The 15,530-nt window shown below is 69.6% G+C and carries 11 protein-coding genes; 4 read left to right on the top strand and 7 right to left on the bottom strand.

What is annotated here, in order from left to right; translation table 11 throughout:
- Positions 1-115 precede the first annotated feature (115 nt).
- Positions 116-1,186 carry an efflux RND transporter periplasmic adaptor subunit gene (locus MIC98_RS06070; RefSeq protein WP_239736491.1) on the top strand — a complete coding sequence of 357 codons (1,071 nt, stop codon included), beginning with the start codon at positions 116-118 and terminating at the stop codon, positions 1,184-1,186.
- Positions 1,183-4,308, top strand: a complete 3,126-nt coding sequence (locus MIC98_RS06075; protein WP_239736492.1) for an efflux RND transporter permease subunit — start codon at positions 1,183-1,185, stop codon at positions 4,306-4,308. Before MIC98_RS06070 ends, MIC98_RS06075 begins: the two co-directional genes overlap by 4 nt.
- 51 nt (positions 4,309-4,359) lie before the next feature.
- Here the strand turns inward: MIC98_RS06075 and MIC98_RS06080 are convergent, their stop codons facing one another.
- From MIC98_RS06080 to MIC98_RS06105, 6 genes are all read right to left on the bottom strand, one after another.
- A complete protein-coding gene (locus MIC98_RS06080) occupies positions 4,360-5,337 on the bottom strand; it encodes an IS110 family transposase (RefSeq protein WP_239736138.1) in 978 nt (325 codons plus the stop codon).
- 351 nt (positions 5,338-5,688) lie between these two features.
- Complete coding sequence (locus tag MIC98_RS06085) at positions 5,689-6,087, bottom strand: hypothetical protein (protein ID WP_057639636.1); 399 nt, start codon at positions 6,085-6,087, stop codon at positions 5,689-5,691.
- 90 nt (positions 6,088-6,177) lie between these two features.
- Entirely contained in the window at positions 6,178-8,178 is a 2,001-nt protein-coding gene (locus MIC98_RS06090; RefSeq protein WP_239736493.1) for a M2 family metallopeptidase, read from the bottom strand.
- Positions 8,179-8,320: 142 nt separating this feature from the next.
- Positions 8,321-9,976 (bottom strand): phosphoethanolamine--lipid A transferase, encoded by a 1,656-nt coding sequence (locus MIC98_RS06095; protein ID WP_239736494.1) that lies wholly within the window; start codon positions 9,974-9,976, stop codon positions 8,321-8,323.
- Positions 9,973-10,704: a phosphatase PAP2 family protein gene (locus MIC98_RS06100; protein ID WP_239738052.1), complete on the bottom strand. Its 732-nt coding sequence runs from the start codon at positions 10,702-10,704 to the stop codon at positions 9,973-9,975. Before MIC98_RS06100 ends, MIC98_RS06095 begins: the two co-directional genes overlap by 4 nt.
- A gap of 172 nt (positions 10,705-10,876) precedes the next feature.
- Positions 10,877-12,511, bottom strand: a complete 1,635-nt coding sequence (locus tag MIC98_RS06105; RefSeq protein WP_239738054.1) for a glycosyltransferase family 39 protein — start codon at positions 12,509-12,511, stop codon at positions 10,877-10,879.
- Positions 12,512-12,765: 254 nt separating this feature from the next.
- Between MIC98_RS06105 and MIC98_RS06110 the strand changes: the two genes are divergently transcribed.
- Both MIC98_RS06110 and MIC98_RS06115 read left to right on the top strand, forming a co-directional pair.
- Positions 12,766-13,458 (top strand): response regulator transcription factor, encoded by a 693-nt coding sequence (locus tag MIC98_RS06110; protein WP_057639669.1) that lies wholly within the window; start codon positions 12,766-12,768, stop codon positions 13,456-13,458.
- Positions 13,455-14,726, top strand: a complete 1,272-nt coding sequence (locus tag MIC98_RS06115) for a HAMP domain-containing sensor histidine kinase (protein WP_239736495.1) — start codon at positions 13,455-13,457, stop codon at positions 14,724-14,726. Before MIC98_RS06110 ends, MIC98_RS06115 begins: the two co-directional genes overlap by 4 nt.
- A gap of 305 nt (positions 14,727-15,031) precedes the next feature.
- Here MIC98_RS06115 and MIC98_RS06120 read toward each other — a convergent pair whose 3' ends face one another.
- On the bottom strand, positions 15,032-15,517 hold the full coding sequence (locus MIC98_RS06120) for a hypothetical protein (RefSeq protein ID WP_239736496.1): 486 nt from the start codon (positions 15,515-15,517) through the stop codon (positions 15,032-15,034).
- Between the last annotated feature and the right edge of the window lie 13 nt (positions 15,518-15,530).

The following is a 15,530-nucleotide window of genomic DNA, read 5'->3' on the forward strand; positions in this document are numbered from 1 at the left end:
TTCAGGCACCCACCGGATTCATCAGGAAGGGGAAGGGAGCGCCCCACCCAATGGCACATCCGGTCGTCACATGGCCCAGCTAGACTGCCGGATCGGGTATCTGACGGAATTGGGCATGTTGCGACGTTTTGCCGCCACCGTGGCCGGTGGCATGGTGCTGGCGCTGGCATTGGCCGGTTGCGGCAAGGAGGGGAACGAAGCGCCGCGCGCGCAGGCGGGCGCGGTGCCGGTCACCACCCAGGTGGTCCGGGCCTCGGCCTGGAACGACACCCTGCAGGCCATCGGCACCGCCAAGGCGCGCGAATCGGTGGTCGTCACCGCCAAGGTCAGCGAGATCATCGACACGGTGCATTTCCGCAGCGGCCAGGAAGTGGCCGCCGGGGCGCCGCTGGTGACGCTGCGGGTGGACGCGCAGCAGGCTGCGCTGGCGCAGGCACAGGCCACCTTCGACGAGGCCGACCGCCTGTACCGGCGGCAGAGCGAGCTGGCCACCCAGCAGCTGGTCGCCAGTTCCACGCTGGATACGCAGAAATCGATCCGCGACGCCGCCGAGGCGCGGGTGCGGCAGATGCGCGCGGACGTCACCGACCGCCAGGTACGGGCGCCGTTCGCCGGCGTGCTCGGCATCCGCCAGGTCAGCCCCGGTTCGCTGGTCACCCCGACCACGGTGATCGCCACGCTGGACGACCTGTCGCGCATGCACGTCGACTTCCAGGTGCCGGAGGCCGAGCTGGCCTCGCTCAAGCCCGGCGACAAGGTCAGCGGCAGCAGCATCGCCTGGCCCGGGCGCAATTTCGACGGCGAGGTCAGCACCGTCGATGCGCGGGTCGACCCCGGCAGCCGCGCGGTCACCGTGCGCGCCGATTTCCCCAACCCGGACCACGCGCTGCGCCCGGGCATGCTGCTGGACGTGCGCGTGTTCCGCCCCGAGCGGCAGGCGCTGGTGATCCCCGAGATCGCGGTGGTGCAGGTCGGGCGCGATTCGTTCGTCTACCGGGTCGGGGACGACGCCGCGGTCGAGCGGGTGGACGTGCGCACCGGCACCCGCCGCGCCGGCGTGGTCGAGATCGTCGAAGGGCTGGAGGCCGGTGACCGCATCGTCGTGGACGGCACCGGCAAGCTGCGCCCGGGCCTGCGCATCGAGGATGCCGCGGCCACGCCGGCCACGGAGGCCAGCGCCGGATGAAGCTGTCGGACCTGTCGATCAAGCGGCCGGTGCTGGCCGTGGTGATGAGCCTGCTGCTGGTGGTGCTGGGGGTGATGTCGTTCAACCGGCTCACCCTGCGCGAGCTGCCGGCCATCGACCCGCCGATCGTCTCGGTGTCGGTGGACTACACCGGCGCCTCGGCGGCGGTGATCGAAAGCCGCATCACCCAGGTGCTGGAGGACGCGCTGGCCGGCATCGAGGGCATCGACACCATCAACGCGCGCAGCACCAACGGCCGCGCCTCGGTGAGCATCGAGTTCACCGCCAACCGCGACATCGAGGCCGCCGCCAACGACGTGCGCGACGCGGTCAGCCGCGTGGCCGACCGCATGCCCGAGGAGGCGCGGCCGCCGGAGATCGCCAAGGTCGAGAGCGACGCCGACGCGATCATCTGGTTCAACATGGCGTCCTCGGCGATGGACACGCTGGAGCTGAGCGACTACGCCGAGCGCTACGTGGTGGACCGCTTCTCCAGCATCGACGGCGTGGCCCAGGTGCGCATCGGCGGCCGCCAGCGCTATGCCATGCGCATCTGGCTGGACCGCGACCAGCTGGCCGCGCGCGGCCTGACCGTGGCCGAGGTGGAGACCGCGCTGCGCAACGAGAACGTGGAACTGCCGGCCGGGCGCATCGAATCGGCCGACCGCGACTTCACCCTGCGCGTGGAGCGCAGCTACGTGGCCCCGGCCGACTTCGCCAGCATCCCGCTGGGCAAGGGCGCCGATGGCTACGTGGTGCGGCTGGGCGACGTGGCCAAGGTCGAGCTGGCCTCGGCCGAGCGCCGCGCCTACTACCGCAGCAACGGCGAGCCGGGCATCGGCCTGGGCATCGTCAAGACCTCCACCGCCAACGCGCTGGACGTGGCCCGCGCCACCCGCGCCGAGGCCGAGCGCATCGCCGCGACCCTGCCGCAGGGCACCAGCATCTTCGTCGCCTTCGACAACACCACCTTCATCGAGGCGGCGGTCGAGCGCGTCTACGCCACCCTGATCGAGGCGATGGTGCTGGTGCTGGTGGTGATCTGGCTGTTCCTGGGCAGCCTGCGCGCGGCGCTGATCCCGGCGGTGACGGTGCCGGTGTGCCTGGTGGCCGCGTTCATCGCGCTGTTCGCCTTCGGCTTCTCGATCAACCTGTTCACCCTGCTGGCGCTGGTGCTGTGCATCGGCCTGGTGGTCGACGACGCCATCGTCGTGGTCGAGAACGTGCAACGCCGCATCGACCTGGGCGAACCGCCGCTGGTGGCCGCCCGCCGCGGCACCGCGCAGGTGGCGTTCGCGGTGATCGCCACCACCGCGGTGCTGGTGGCGGTGTTCCTGCCGGTGGGCTTCCTCGAAGGCAACACCGGCCGCCTGTTCCGCGAGCTGGCCGTCGCGCTGGCCGCGGCGGTGGCGCTGTCGGCGTTCGTCGCGCTGACGCTGACGCCGATGATGGCTTCCAAGTTGTTGCGCCCGCACAGCGAGCGGAAGGGCAGCCGCCTCAATGGCTTCATCAACCGCCAGCTGGCGCGGCTGGCCGCGGCCTACGGGCGCGTGCTCGACCGCCACGTGCAGCGCAGCTTGGTGTTCGGGCTGGTGATGCTGGCCGCGCTGGGCGCCAGCTGGGGCCTGTTCACGCAGTTGCCCTCGGAACTGGCGCCGGCCGAGGACCGCGGCTCGTTCCAGGTCATGATCGACGGCCCCGAGGGCGCCGGCTTCGACTACACCGTCGGCCAGGTGCAGCAGGTGGAGCAGATCGTCGGCCGCTTCGTCGGCCCCGACGAGCCCATCGTGCGCGCCAACCCGCGCGTGCCCGGCGGCTGGGGCAACAGCGAGGAAATGCATACCGGCCGCATCAGCGTGTTCCTGCAACCGTGGCGGCAGCGCCACCAGGCCACCGCCGACGTCGCCAACGCGCTGCAGGGCGAGCTCAACGGCCTGAGCGGCGTGCGCGTGCGCACCCAAGTGGGCGGCGGACTGGTGCGCAGCTTCGGCCAGCCGTTCCAGATCGTGCTGGGCGGGCCGGAATACGCCGAGATCGCGCAGTGGCGCGACCGCCTGCTGGCGCGCATGGCCGACTACCCCGGCCTGGTCGGCGCCGACTCGGACTACAAGGAAACCCGCCCGCAGATGCGGGTGAACATCGACCGCCAGCGCGCCGCCGACCTCGGCATCAGCGTCACCGACATCGGCCGCGCACTGGAGACGATGATGGGCTCGCGCCGCGTCACCACCTTCGTCGACAACGGCGAGGAGTACGACGTGCTGGTGCAGGCCAGCCGCGACGGCCGCGCCTCGCCGGCCGACCTGTCGGCCATCCAGGTACGCGCGCGCTCGGGCGAACTGGTGCCGCTGTCCAACCTGGTCACGCTCAGCGAGGTGGCCGAGGCCGGCACCCTGAACCGCTTCAACCGGCTGCGTTCGATCACCATCAGCGCCGGCATCGCCCCCGGCCATACCCTGGGCGAAACCATCGACTGGGTGCAGCAGGTCGCGCGCGAGGAACTGCCCGAATACGCGCAGATCGACTGGAAGGGCGAGTCGCGCGAATACCAGAAGGCCGGCGGCGCGGTGCTGCTGACCTTCGCGATGGCGCTGCTGGTGGTGTACCTGGTGCTGGCCGCGCAGTTCGAGAGCTTCATCCACCCGCTGGTGATCATGCTCACCGTGCCGCTGGGCGTGCTCGGCGCCTTCGTCGGCCTGTACCTCAGCGGCGGCACGCTCAACCTGTTCAGCCAGATCGGCATCGTCATGCTGGTGGGTCTGGCGGCCAAGAACGGCATCCTGATCGTCGAGTTCGCCAACCAGCTGCGCGACGAGGGCCGCGACGTGCACCGGGCCATCGTCGAATCGGCCACGGTGCGCCTGCGCCCGATCCTGATGACCTCCATCGCCACCATCGTCGGCGCGGTGCCGCTGGTGCTGGCCGGCGGCCCCGGCTCGGCCAGCCGCGGCACCATCGGCATCGTGGTGATCTTCGGCGTCGCCGTGTCCACCTTCCTGTCGCTGTTCGTGGTGCCGGCGTTCTACGCGCTGCTGGCGCCGTACACCCGCTCGCCGGAAACCGTGGCCAACGAGCTGGCGCGGCAGGAACGGGAAACACCGTCGGTGGGCGGGCATGCTTGAACGCGCCGTGGCGGGCGCCGGCATTGGCCGGCACCGTAGATACCGTCTTGCTTAGGCGTGTGCAATGGCCTTTCGGGGATCGAAGGGCGTAGCGGACTTGAGCACCCCCCAGACGATGTGCAGGAGCTTTCGCATCAAGGCGCAGAGGATGAGCTTGGGTGGCTTGCCCCGTTCGGCCAGTCGCTGGGCAAAGGCGGCCAGCACGGGGGTGTGGCGCTTGCCCACCAGGGCCGGCATGTAGAGCTTGGCGCGCAGTGTGGCATTGCCGACACGCGAGATGCGGACCTTGCCTTCGTGCGTGCCGGACTGCCGGCGGGCTGGATTCAGCCCGGCATGGGCCACGATCTGGCCCACGTCGCTGTACTGGTTCAGCTCGCCCAGACACGCCAGCAGGAAGGCGCTGGTGGTGCCGGAGATGCCCGGGATGGTGGTAAGCAGGTCACGCCGTCCGCGCAGGTCCGGGTCATTGTCGATGTGCTCGTTGATCGCCTTCTCGATCTGGGTGATCTGCTGTTCCAGCGTCGCCACGACCTGGCCGATGCTCGCGGCCAACGCCGCATGGGTGCTCTCCAGCCGATTGAGCTCCATCTGCCGCATCTGCTTGAGCTCGTCCCGTCGGCGCACCAAGGCCCGCAACGTGCGCTCGACCGGTGTCGGCGGCACGTAGGGATGAAGCCGGTCCGGCTCCTGCAGGCGCGACTGCAAGAACCGGGCGATGAGCTTGGCATCGGTCCGGTCGGTCTTGGTCCGCAGCAACTCGCTCTGGCCGTAAGCCTTGATCTGCGCCGGATTGACCACGTAGACGGTGACCCCGGCCGCGACCAGCCGCTCGGCCAGCGCCTCGTGGTAGATACCCGTGGCTTCCATGCCCACCGCCGCTTCCGGGGCGTGAGCCTGTCTCCAGGCCAGCAGTTGTTCCCAACCCGCGGCGGTGTTGCCGAGCTTGCCCCGGGTGCGGTACTTGCCCTGCCCCAGTGGCAGGGCGATGTCGAAGGTGGCCTTGGCCACGTCGATGCCTATCACCTGCATGTCTCTGTCTCCTGCTGTCGAACCGGATCCAGTGACCGCCTGGCTTACCCTTGTTCGTGCTGGCTCTCGCAAAAGCGGGCCGAAGATACCGTTCAAGCTCCAGGGCGGAAAAGGGTTCCGATGTGCCGGATCTACGGTGCGAGCTCGAAGGCTCAAGTGCGGAGACGGCATCATCGGAACCTCCCGGATCACTCCGGGGAAGTCTGCCTGATCGGGGCAGGCTTCAAGACACAAGATGCGGGGCTTGCCCCGCATGAAGCTTTCCCGATCAGGCCCCGTGCCGGGCAAGCCCGGCACCTGCGCAACATGGTGCAATTGCCGGCCAGCGGCCGGCACTACCCATACCCTGAGTCACACCGTTGCTGCGAGGTTGAAGATCGGCAGGTACACGCTGAGAAAGGCCAGCGGTATTCCGGCGACAAACGCGAGCAGGCCGACGATGCCTGCAGCCCGTGCGCGGTGCCTGCGCTGGGGCCAGAACAGATAGAGCAGCATGACCAGCAGGGGCGCGAGCCAGATGGCTGGGTAATAGCGGGTGACCAACCGGGTGAACAGCGGCAGGTCGATGCCGAAGCCGGCGAACACCTCGGCAAACTGCGGGAATATCAGCAAGCCGATCAGGGTGATGGCGCTGGCGGCGACGATGCTGCACGCCAGCCCGACAATCAGCCAGGCGATGCCAGGTGAGGATGCTCGCGCTGCGGCGATAGGTGGCAATTCGGGAACTGTTTTCGTGGAGATGTCGGGCATGGGCGTCGTCCGTCAGGCCATGTGTTCAAGATGCAGGGGCGCCACAACGAAGGGCACCTTGCGGTGCCCTTCGTCCTGCGTGTGTGGCGGTTACGGTGCCGCCGGCCCGGCGGGCGCCGCGGCGTCGGCCTGCCAGCCGCACATCTGCCCTTCGTTCTGCTGCTTCAGCCATTCCTGCAGCGGGGCGAAGTATTCCAGCATCGGCGCGGCGTCGAGCTTCCCGGTGCCGGTCAGCTCCTTCAGCGTGGCCTGCCACGGCTGGCTGGCGCCCTTGCTGAGCATGGCCCAGTACTTCTGCCCGGCTTCCTTGTTGCCGTAGAAGGTGCATTCGTTGAGCGGGCCGGTGTAACCGGAAGCGTCGCACAGGCCCTTGTAGAACTGGTACTGCAGGATGCGGGCCAGGAAGTAGCGCAGGTACGGGGTGTTGCCCGGTACGTGGTACTTGGCGCCGGCGTCGAAGTAGTCCTCGCCGCGCGCGCTGGCCGGGGCCACGCCCTGGTACTGCGCCTTCAGTTCCCACCACTTCTGGTTGTACTGCTCGGGGGTGATCGAACCGTCGAACACGCCCCAGCGCCAGCGGTCGATCATCAGCCCGAACGGCAGGAACGACACGCCGCTCAGCGCCATGCGCATCTGCGCGTTGATGGTGGCTTCGCGGCTTTCCTGCGGCTGCCCGACCAGGCCGATGGAGTTGAGGTACTTCGGCGTCATCGCCAGCACGATGGTGTCGCCGATGGCCTCGTGGAAGCCGTCGTTGGCGCCGCCTTGGAACAGCGGCGGCAGCGGGTTGTAGGCCAGGTCGTAATAGATGTGGCCCAGCTCGTGGTAGATGGTGGTGAAGTTTTCTTCGGTAGGAGTGATGCACATCTTGGTGCGCACGTCCGCGCCGGCGTCCTTGCCGTCGCCGCCCATGTTCATGTCCCAGGCGCTGGCGTGGCAGACCACGTTGCGGTCCAGCGGCTTGATGAACTGGGTGTTCTGCCAGTAGCCCTGCGGCAGCTTGGGCATCCCGAGGGACACGTAGAAATCCTGCGCGCGCTCGGTCATCTGCCGGGCGGTGGCCAGCTCGGCCTCGCGCTGGGCCTTGAAGCGGGCGGCGACGTCGGCGTTGCCGTCGAGCTTGCGCAGCGCCGCGCTCAGGTTGTCCTGGTACTGCTTTTCCAGCGCGGCGGTGATGTCCAGGCTGCCGGCGCCGGGGTAGGGCTCGAGCATGTCCCACAGGTTGCTCCAGTCCTGCTGCCACATGTTGCCGGTCAGGTGCGCGGCGATCATGCCGCCGCCCACTTCGGCCTTGTCCTTGCCGTAGGCCTTGTCCAGTTTCGCGCGGGTGTAGCAGTGCAGTTGCTCGTACAGCGGCTTGACCTGCTCCCACAGGCGATCGGTTTCCGGGCCAACCTGTTCGGCGGGCATGTCGTAGCCGCTGCGCCACATCTGCCCGGCGTCGTCGTAGCCCAGTTCGCGCGCGCCTTCGTTGACCAGCTCGGCGAAGCGCTGGTATGGCTTGCGCGAGGCGACGGCGGTGGAGTGCCAGCCCTGCCAGGCATCGAGCTGTTTGTCGTAGTCGCGCGAGCGCGCCAGCACCTGCTCCAGGTCGCCGAGTTGGCGGCAGTTCTGCTTGTCGCCTTCGCCGGTGCAGTAGGTGCCGGCGCCGTAGTCGCCTTCCAGCTTGGTGGCGATGGTGGCCAGCTCGGCCAGCTTGGCGGGGTCGCGCGGGGCCGGCATCGCGGTCATCAGCTTGAGCAGCTGCAGGGCGCGCTTGCTGTCCTCGCTCATCGGCTGGCCGTCGTACTGGCCGGCCTGCTCGATCCAGCCGTTGAGCGTGGTCAGCCAGCGTTCGTTGGCCTTGGCCGCCACGCGCGCGGAGTCGTCGTTGATGTAGGTGGAGGACAGCCACTGCGCCGAAGTCATCTCCGGGTACATGGCCTTGTATTCGGCGTTGACGCGGGCGATGAACTGGTCGGCGGTTTCCGCCGGGGCGGGTGCGGCGGCACCGGTGGCGGTGGTTTCGGACGCGGTTTCCTTTTGGCAGGCGGCCAGCGACAGCACGCCTGCGCTCACGGCAAGGGCCAGCAGCAGGTGACGATGTTTCACGCGATTCCCCGGTGGTGATGGACCGGCGGAAGGCTAGAGGGCCGCCGCGGCCCCCGCAAGTGCAGGAGCGACGCCAGTCGTGATGGGGCTTTGCCGGGAGTGCCCCGTCGCGACTGGCGTCGCTCCTGCAGGAAGAGGGGATTTACCCTGCGCAGCCGGCGAACAGGTCGCGCTCGCGCGCATGCACCGAGGTGCGGACCTGCATCAGCCCCAGCACCGACGGGAACAGGTTATCCTGGTCGGCGCGCTGCGTAGCGCGTTGGCGCAGGCAGGCCAGGTCCAACCCACGAGCTGCGGCGAACTGCGGCGAGAACCACATCACCATCGGTACCCGGGTCTGTTCCTCCGGCGCGATCGCATACGGCATGCCGTGCAGGTACAGGCCCTTCTCGCCCAGCGATTCGCCGTGGTCGGAGAGGTAGACCATCGCCGTGTCGTAGTCGTCCATGCCGCGCAGGGTGGCGATGGTGCGGGCGAGGAAGTGGTCGGTGTAGCGCACGGCGTTGTCGTAGCTGTTGACGATCTGCGCGCGGCTGCACTTGCCCAGGTCCGGGGTGTCGCAGGTCGGCGTGTACTGGCGGAATTGCACCGGGTAGCGCTGGAAATAGCTGGGGCCGTGGTTGCCCAGCTGGTGCAGGACGATGACGCGGTCGCCGGGCTTGGCGCGGGCCTGCGCGGGCAGGTCGTCGAGCAGGATTTCGTCCATGCAGCGGCCGTCGGCGCACAGGCCAGGCGTGGTGGCGTCGTCCAGACGCTGGATTTCCAGCCCGTCGCACACGCCCTTGCAGCCGGACTGGTTGTCGCGCCACAGCGTGGCGATGCCGGCGTGTTCGAGCACGTGCAGCAGCGACTGGTGCGCGCGGACCTTCTTCGCGTCGTAGTCGTGGCGGCCGAACGGCGAGAACATGCATGGCAGCGACACCTCGGTGCTGGTGCCACAGGCGTGCATGTCGGGGAAGTTGATGACGCCGGCCTGCGCCAGCTCGGGCGTGGTCTGGCGCTCGTAGCCGTTCAGGCCCCAGTTGCGCGCACGCACGGTTTCGCCGACCACCAGCACCAGCAGGCGCGGCTTGCCGCCGGCCGCGCGCGGGGTGGCCGTGGCGTCGGTGCCGAGCGGCAGTTTTGGCGGGTTCCCGATCGGGTTGGAGGCGGACAGGTTCTGCTTCAGCGCGACCAGGTAATTGATCGGCGTGGCGAGGTAGCGCACTTCGCGATGGTTGCGCATCAATGCCGACACGTCCTGGAACGAGGCCAGCGTGCCGGCGGCGGTGACCACGGCCACGCCGAGCAGGAACAACGCCCGCCGCGCCAGCGCCCGGCCCCACGCATGCCGGCGCAGCCGCAACCGCCACAGCAGCATGCATGGGAGCAGCGCATGGCCGAGCAGCGGCAGGAGCAGCGCGGGCGTCATCAGCTCGCGCGACTCCTTGTGGTCGGTGGCCAGCACGTTGCGCAGCATGTCGGCATCGAGATAGACGTTGAAGCTGTCCATGTAATGGGTGGCGAAGGCGGTGGCGATGAACAGCACCGCCAGCACCACCTTCGCGTTCCAGTGCCACAGCAGCAGGCCCAGCAGCAGGGCGTGCACGCCCGCCAGCAGTACGAACAGCGACAACGCGAACAGCACGCCGCCGGGGTTGGTCGCCATCGCGTTGCGCCAGAACAGCCCATTGCAGGCCAGCGCGAAGAAGCTACTGGCGAGCAGGATCAATGCCTCGGTGGTGATCCGGGGGCGCCACTGGCGCAGGCGCGCGAACAGCGCGGCCGGTGCCGGCAGGTACGGGGCGATGGTGTTCATGCCCGGCCCTCCGGGTGGAAGGTCCCTGCCTGCGCCGGCGGGAACATCGCCGGGTAGAGCAGCACCGCAACCGTCCAGCTGATCATCAGCGACCACAGGTCATGCGAGAGGAAGTGCGCGCCGCGCAGCTGCTGGGAAATGCCGAACACCAGCCCGGCGGCCAGTGCCGCCGCCAGTGCCGGCCAGCGCCACTGCGGGCGCAGCCGCAGGGCGAAGAAGTACAGCGCCACCCAGCCGTAGCCGGCGCTGGCGTGGCCGGCGGGGAAGCAGGCGGCATGGCCGAGCGCGGCCGGACGCGGCTGGAACAGGCCGATGAACGGACGCAGGCCGCCATAGCGCCGCAGGTCCCACGGGCAATCCATCTGCGTCCACGACTTGAGCAGGGCGACGATGCCGGTGGACAGGCCCACCGCCAGCAGCAGGTACAGCAGGGGTCGCCGCAGTGGCTTCCAGCGGCGGTCGATACAGGCGCGCAGCAGCGCCAGCAGCACCAGCCCGGCGGCGAAGGTGCTCAGGTGCTTGCCGCCGCGATGGAGCGCATGGCTGGTCCACCACGCATCCCGGAGCGCCCATTGGCCGCCCTCGGCGCGATAGATCAGGTCGGCCAGCCATTGGTCGCCGTTGCCGGCCATCAGCAGCAGGCTGGCGGCGGTCAACGCGAAGGCGGGAAGCAGCAGATGGCGGGCGAGGAAGCCGCGTCGATGGACGGTGCCGCCGGTGATGGGCAGAACTTGTGACGAAGGGGGCGAAACGGACACGGAACGGATACGCCGACGGGAGGTGGGCGCATCGTCGTGATGCCGTTGTCGGAGGTGGGTCGGAGGGATGTCCGAACCGTGTTAACGGTTCAGCCGCGGTGCCCGCGCAAGGGCGCCGCGGCCGTGGCGCAGTGACCCGCGTTCAGTCCTCTTCGTCCGCATCGGCGGGCGCCACGTCGGCCACGCCACCGTGGCTGCGCGCCACGCAGGCGGTGTCCAGCGCGGTGCCGGGCAGCAGTTGCCAGTTGTTGCGGTTGGCGCTGCCGATGTCGATCACCTGCGCGCGGTCGGCGCAGGGCGTCATTGCCGTGTCGCGCACGAACAGCCAGCGGTGCGAGGGTGCGGCGGCGACCCAGCGCGCGGCCTGTTCCCACTGTTCGGCGACGGGACGCTTGAAGCCGAAGTCCAGCGCCTGCGGATGGGTCTGCAACAGGTTCTGCTCGCGCCAGGCGACCATGCCCAGCTCGGCATCGCCGATGCGCTGGCGCACCTTGTCCATGACCGCCGATGCCGAGCTGTAGGGGTCCAGCGCCGGCATCAGCCCGACGCCGTACATCGCCCACAGCAGCACGCTGGCCAGCACCACCGCCAGCCCGGCGCGGCGCAGGCGCAGCCACGCCACCAGCGCCAGTGCGGCGATGCCGAAGCCCAGCAGCCACGCACCGACCCGCGGCAGCACCCATGCATCGATCGCCCGCCTGGCCGCGTGCTGCTGCGCCCAGCCGTCGCCATGCAGCGCGCCGTAGCCGATGGCCAGCGTCGCCGCGGCCAGCAGCAGTACGTACAGCAGCAGCACCCGGCGCACGCCGGTGCGCCGCAGCAGGCCCGCCAGCAGCGGCGCTGCGGCCACCGCCAGCGCCGGCAGCATCGGCAGGATGTAGACCTCGCGCTTGCCGGGGCTGGCGCTGAAGAACAGCAGCACCAGCAGCGCCCAGCCCAGCAGCAGCACGTAGCGCGGGTCGGCGCGGCGCAGGCGGCGCCACCATGCCGGCAACAACCACGGCAGCAGCAGGCTGCCCGGCAGCCACAGCGTGGCCATCACCTGCAGGTAATACCAGGCCGGCTTGTGGTGGTGCCATGCGTTGGCGTAGCGGGTGCCGGTCTGCTTGAACAGCAGTTCATGGGCATAGCCCTGCAGGTGCGGGTCCGGGTTGCGCAGCAGCGCGATGCCCAGGGGCGCCAGCCATACCGCGGCGCCGGCGACGAACAGCGGCAGGATCAGCCACCAGTTCCAGCTGCGCCCCGGCCCGGCCGCGGTGAGGTGGCGCCAGCGCCATGCCAGCCACGGCAGCAGCACCAGCAGCGGCAGGAAGCCCACGCCCTTGGTCACGGTGCCGAGGCCGGCGGCGAACGCACCCAGCGCCAGCAGTTTCCAGTCCGGCCCCAGCAGCAGGTGCCGCAGCAGCGCCCACAGCGACAGCGTGGTCATGCCCACCAGCACCATGTCGATCTGCGCGCGCTTGGCCATCAGCCCGAACTGGACGATGACGAACAGGCCCAGCACCGCGTAGCGCGCCACCTGCCGGTTCCACAGCCGCCGCGCCAGGTCCCAGGTCAACCACAGGGTCAGCAGTGCCGACAGCAGCGACGGCAGCAGGAAGGCGAGGTTCCAGTCGCCGACCAGCTTGTAGGTGGCGGCCTGTATCCACATGAAGGTCGGCGGCTTTTCCGCATACAGCTCGCTGCCCCGGTGCGGCAGCAGCCATTGCCCGGTTTCCACCATCTGCCGCGCGGCCAGCACGAAGCGCGGCTCGTCCGGCGGCGAGGGCTGGCGCATGCCCAGCCCGGCCAGCAGGCTCAGGGCGACCAGCGCCAGCAGCAACGGGAACCACGGGGATTTGATCGAAAGGCGGGGGCTGGATGGGCGCACGCGCGGCTCGCTTGGGGAAAAGAGAAATCATCACGCCGCCGCCGTGGGAAACGTGTCGTGGCGCGGATTGTCGCCGTTTCCGACGTTCCTGCGACAGCCATGCCGCTACGATGGCCGGAGCGTGTTTCCCGCTCACGGGAAACCGGACGGAGGGCATGCGCATGCGGCTGCTGGTCATCGAGGACAATCGCAACCTGGTCGCCAACCTCTTCGATTATTTCGAGGCGCGCGGCCATGTGCTGGACGTCGCGCCCGACGGCGTGACCGGGCTGCACCTGGCCGCCAGCCAGGCCCACGACGCGGTCCTGCTGGACTGGATGCTGCCGCGCATGGACGGCCCGGAGGTGCTGCGGCGGCTGCGCGAGGAGCACCGCAGCGAGGTGCCGGTAATCATGCTCACCGCGCGCGACGAGCTGCCCGACAAGATCGCCGGCTTCCGCGCCGGCGCCGACGACTACCTGACCAAGCCGTTCGCCCTGCCCGAGCTGGAAGTGCGGCTGGAGGCGGTGCTGGCGCGCACCCGTGGCCGCAACCCGCACAAGCTGCTGGAAGTGCACGACCTGCGGCTGGACCTGGCCACGCTGGAGGCGCAGCGCGCCGGCAAGCCGCTGCACCTGTACCCGGCCTGCCGCAAGCTGCTGGAGGTGCTGATGCGCGCGAGCCCGGCGGCGGTGCCGCGCGGCCAGCTCGAATACGCGCTGTGGGGCGACGAGCCGCCGGACGGCGACATGCTGCGCTCCCACATCTACGAACTGCGCCGCAGCGTCGATGGCCCGTTCGAGCAGAAGCTGCTGCACACCCTGCCGCGCGTGGGCTACCGGCTGTGCGCGCCGGCGGCGGGCGAAGCGCGGTGAGGGCGCGCCGGACCCTGCGCCGCAAGCTGCTGGGCTGGCTGGCGCTGTACCTGGCGCTGCTGACGCTGGTGGTGTTCAGCGCCGCCAACTACGTGCACGAACGCGCCGAGCATGCGGTATGGCGCGCGCTGCTCAATTCCGAGCTGGACAGCATCCTCCACAACGCGCGCAGCGGGCCGGACTACCGCTGGCAGGATTCGGACACCCTGCGTTTCTTCAGCGCACGCGACGCACGCGGCCTGCCCGCCGAACTGGCCCCGGGGCTGCACGACGACGTATGGCTGGAAGGACGCAACAGCGCGGTGATGGTGCGCGATACCGATGATTTCGGGCGGGTGATGCTGGCGCTGGACATCGGCGATTTCGCCGAACTGGAAAACTTCATCACCCGCTGGGCGGTGCTGGCCGGCATCGCGATGGCGGTCGTCACCCTGCTGATGGCGTGGGTGGGCAGCAACCGGCTGGTGCGGCCGCTGTCGAGCCTGGCCGCGGCCATCGCCCGGCTGCAGCCGGAGCGCAGCGGACAGCGGTTGCAGGTCGATGCCCGCGGCAGCGTCGAACTGGAGGTGATCGCCGGTTCGGTCAACGACTACCTCGAACGCAACGAGCGTTTCGTCGCACGCGAGCAGGCCTTCATCGGCGCCGCCAGCCACGAGCTGCGCACGCCGATGGCGGTGATCAGCGGCGCCGCCGAGCTGGCGCTGGAGCAACCGGGGCTGCCACCGCGTGCGCGGCAGCAGCTGCAACGCGTGCGCACCACCGCGCTGGGGGTGGAGCAGCTGATCCAGCTGCTGCTGATGCTGGCGCGGGACCCGGCGCGGCTGGCCACGTTGAGCGAGCCGGTGGCGCTGGAGCAATTGTTGCCTGAAATCGCCGCCGACCATGCGCATCTAGCCGCCGGCAAGGAACTGGCCGTGGAAACGGCGGCGTTGGCGGCCTGCACGATCCTGGCGCCGGTGGGGGTGGTGCAGGCGGCGGTGGGCAACCTGCTGCGCAATGCGATGGAGAACAGCGACCGCGGCGTGATCCGGATGACGCTCGCACCGCGCGCGGTGGTGACCATCGAGGATCCGGGCCACGGCATGAACCCGGAGGAAGTGGCCGCCGCCTACGCCAAGGTCGCCCGCGGCGAGCGCAACATGGGCGCGGGGATCGGGCTGGAGCTGATCGGCCGCCTGTGCGAGCACCTGGGCTGGAAGCTGGACATCCATTCCGGCCCGGAGCGCGGCACCCGCGTCACCCTGGACATGGGCAGTTCGCTGCCGTGACGCTGTTCCCGCAGGTGCCGGGCCTGCCCGGCACGGGGTTGGCGGGGAAGGTTCCACCGCGTAGGTACCGGGCTTGCCCGGTACGGGGATTTACCGGGAAAGCTTCATGCGGGGCAAGCCCCGCATCTACGCAGAGGAAGCCGCGGCATGGCGGGGTTGGCCATCAGGAGCCGGCAACAGGCCGCGTTCGAGCAGCCACTGCTTCGCGTCCGCGGCGTCCTGCTCGAACCGCGCCAAGCTGGCCGGAAGGCGCCGAGGATGTTTGGCGCGTCGCCACGCGCCCAAGTCGTGCCGCGCTTGCGGCTTTACGTAGCCAGCAGCCCGCGTTCGATCAACCATGCCTTGGCGTCTTCTGCATCCTGCTCGAACCAGGCTTTGGTGGACCCCAGCCGGTACGTATAACCCCAGGCATCCATGTCGGCCATCAGCCGCGCGCTGCCGACGCCGGGCAACTGCCCGGCCAGCACGATCTGCAGGTAGCAGGTGGCGTCTTCCTCCGGTACCGAGTCGGTGGCGTCGGTATGCACCTGGGCGCGGCGCTCGAGCGGCAGCACGATCAGGTGGCAGGCCTCGTGCAGCATCGAATGCACCGGCGTGTCGGCGCGCACATGGACGTCGCTGGCGATGATGCCGGCCTCGGGCTCGCCCCAGTAGCTTCCGGGGATGGCGGCGCCATCGGCGACGCGGTTCAGGCGCAGGCCGTGGCGGGCCAGCAGCGCGGCGGCGTCATCCCACTGGATGTCGCCCACGCACAGCACGGCGGGGGCATCGGCGGAGGTGGAGGAGGGCATGGGCGGAGACGTC

This window comes from Stenotrophomonas sp. NLF4-10 (assembly GCF_022359915.1).
Classification (GTDB): Bacteria; Pseudomonadota; Gammaproteobacteria; order Xanthomonadales; family Xanthomonadaceae; genus Stenotrophomonas; species Stenotrophomonas daejeonensis.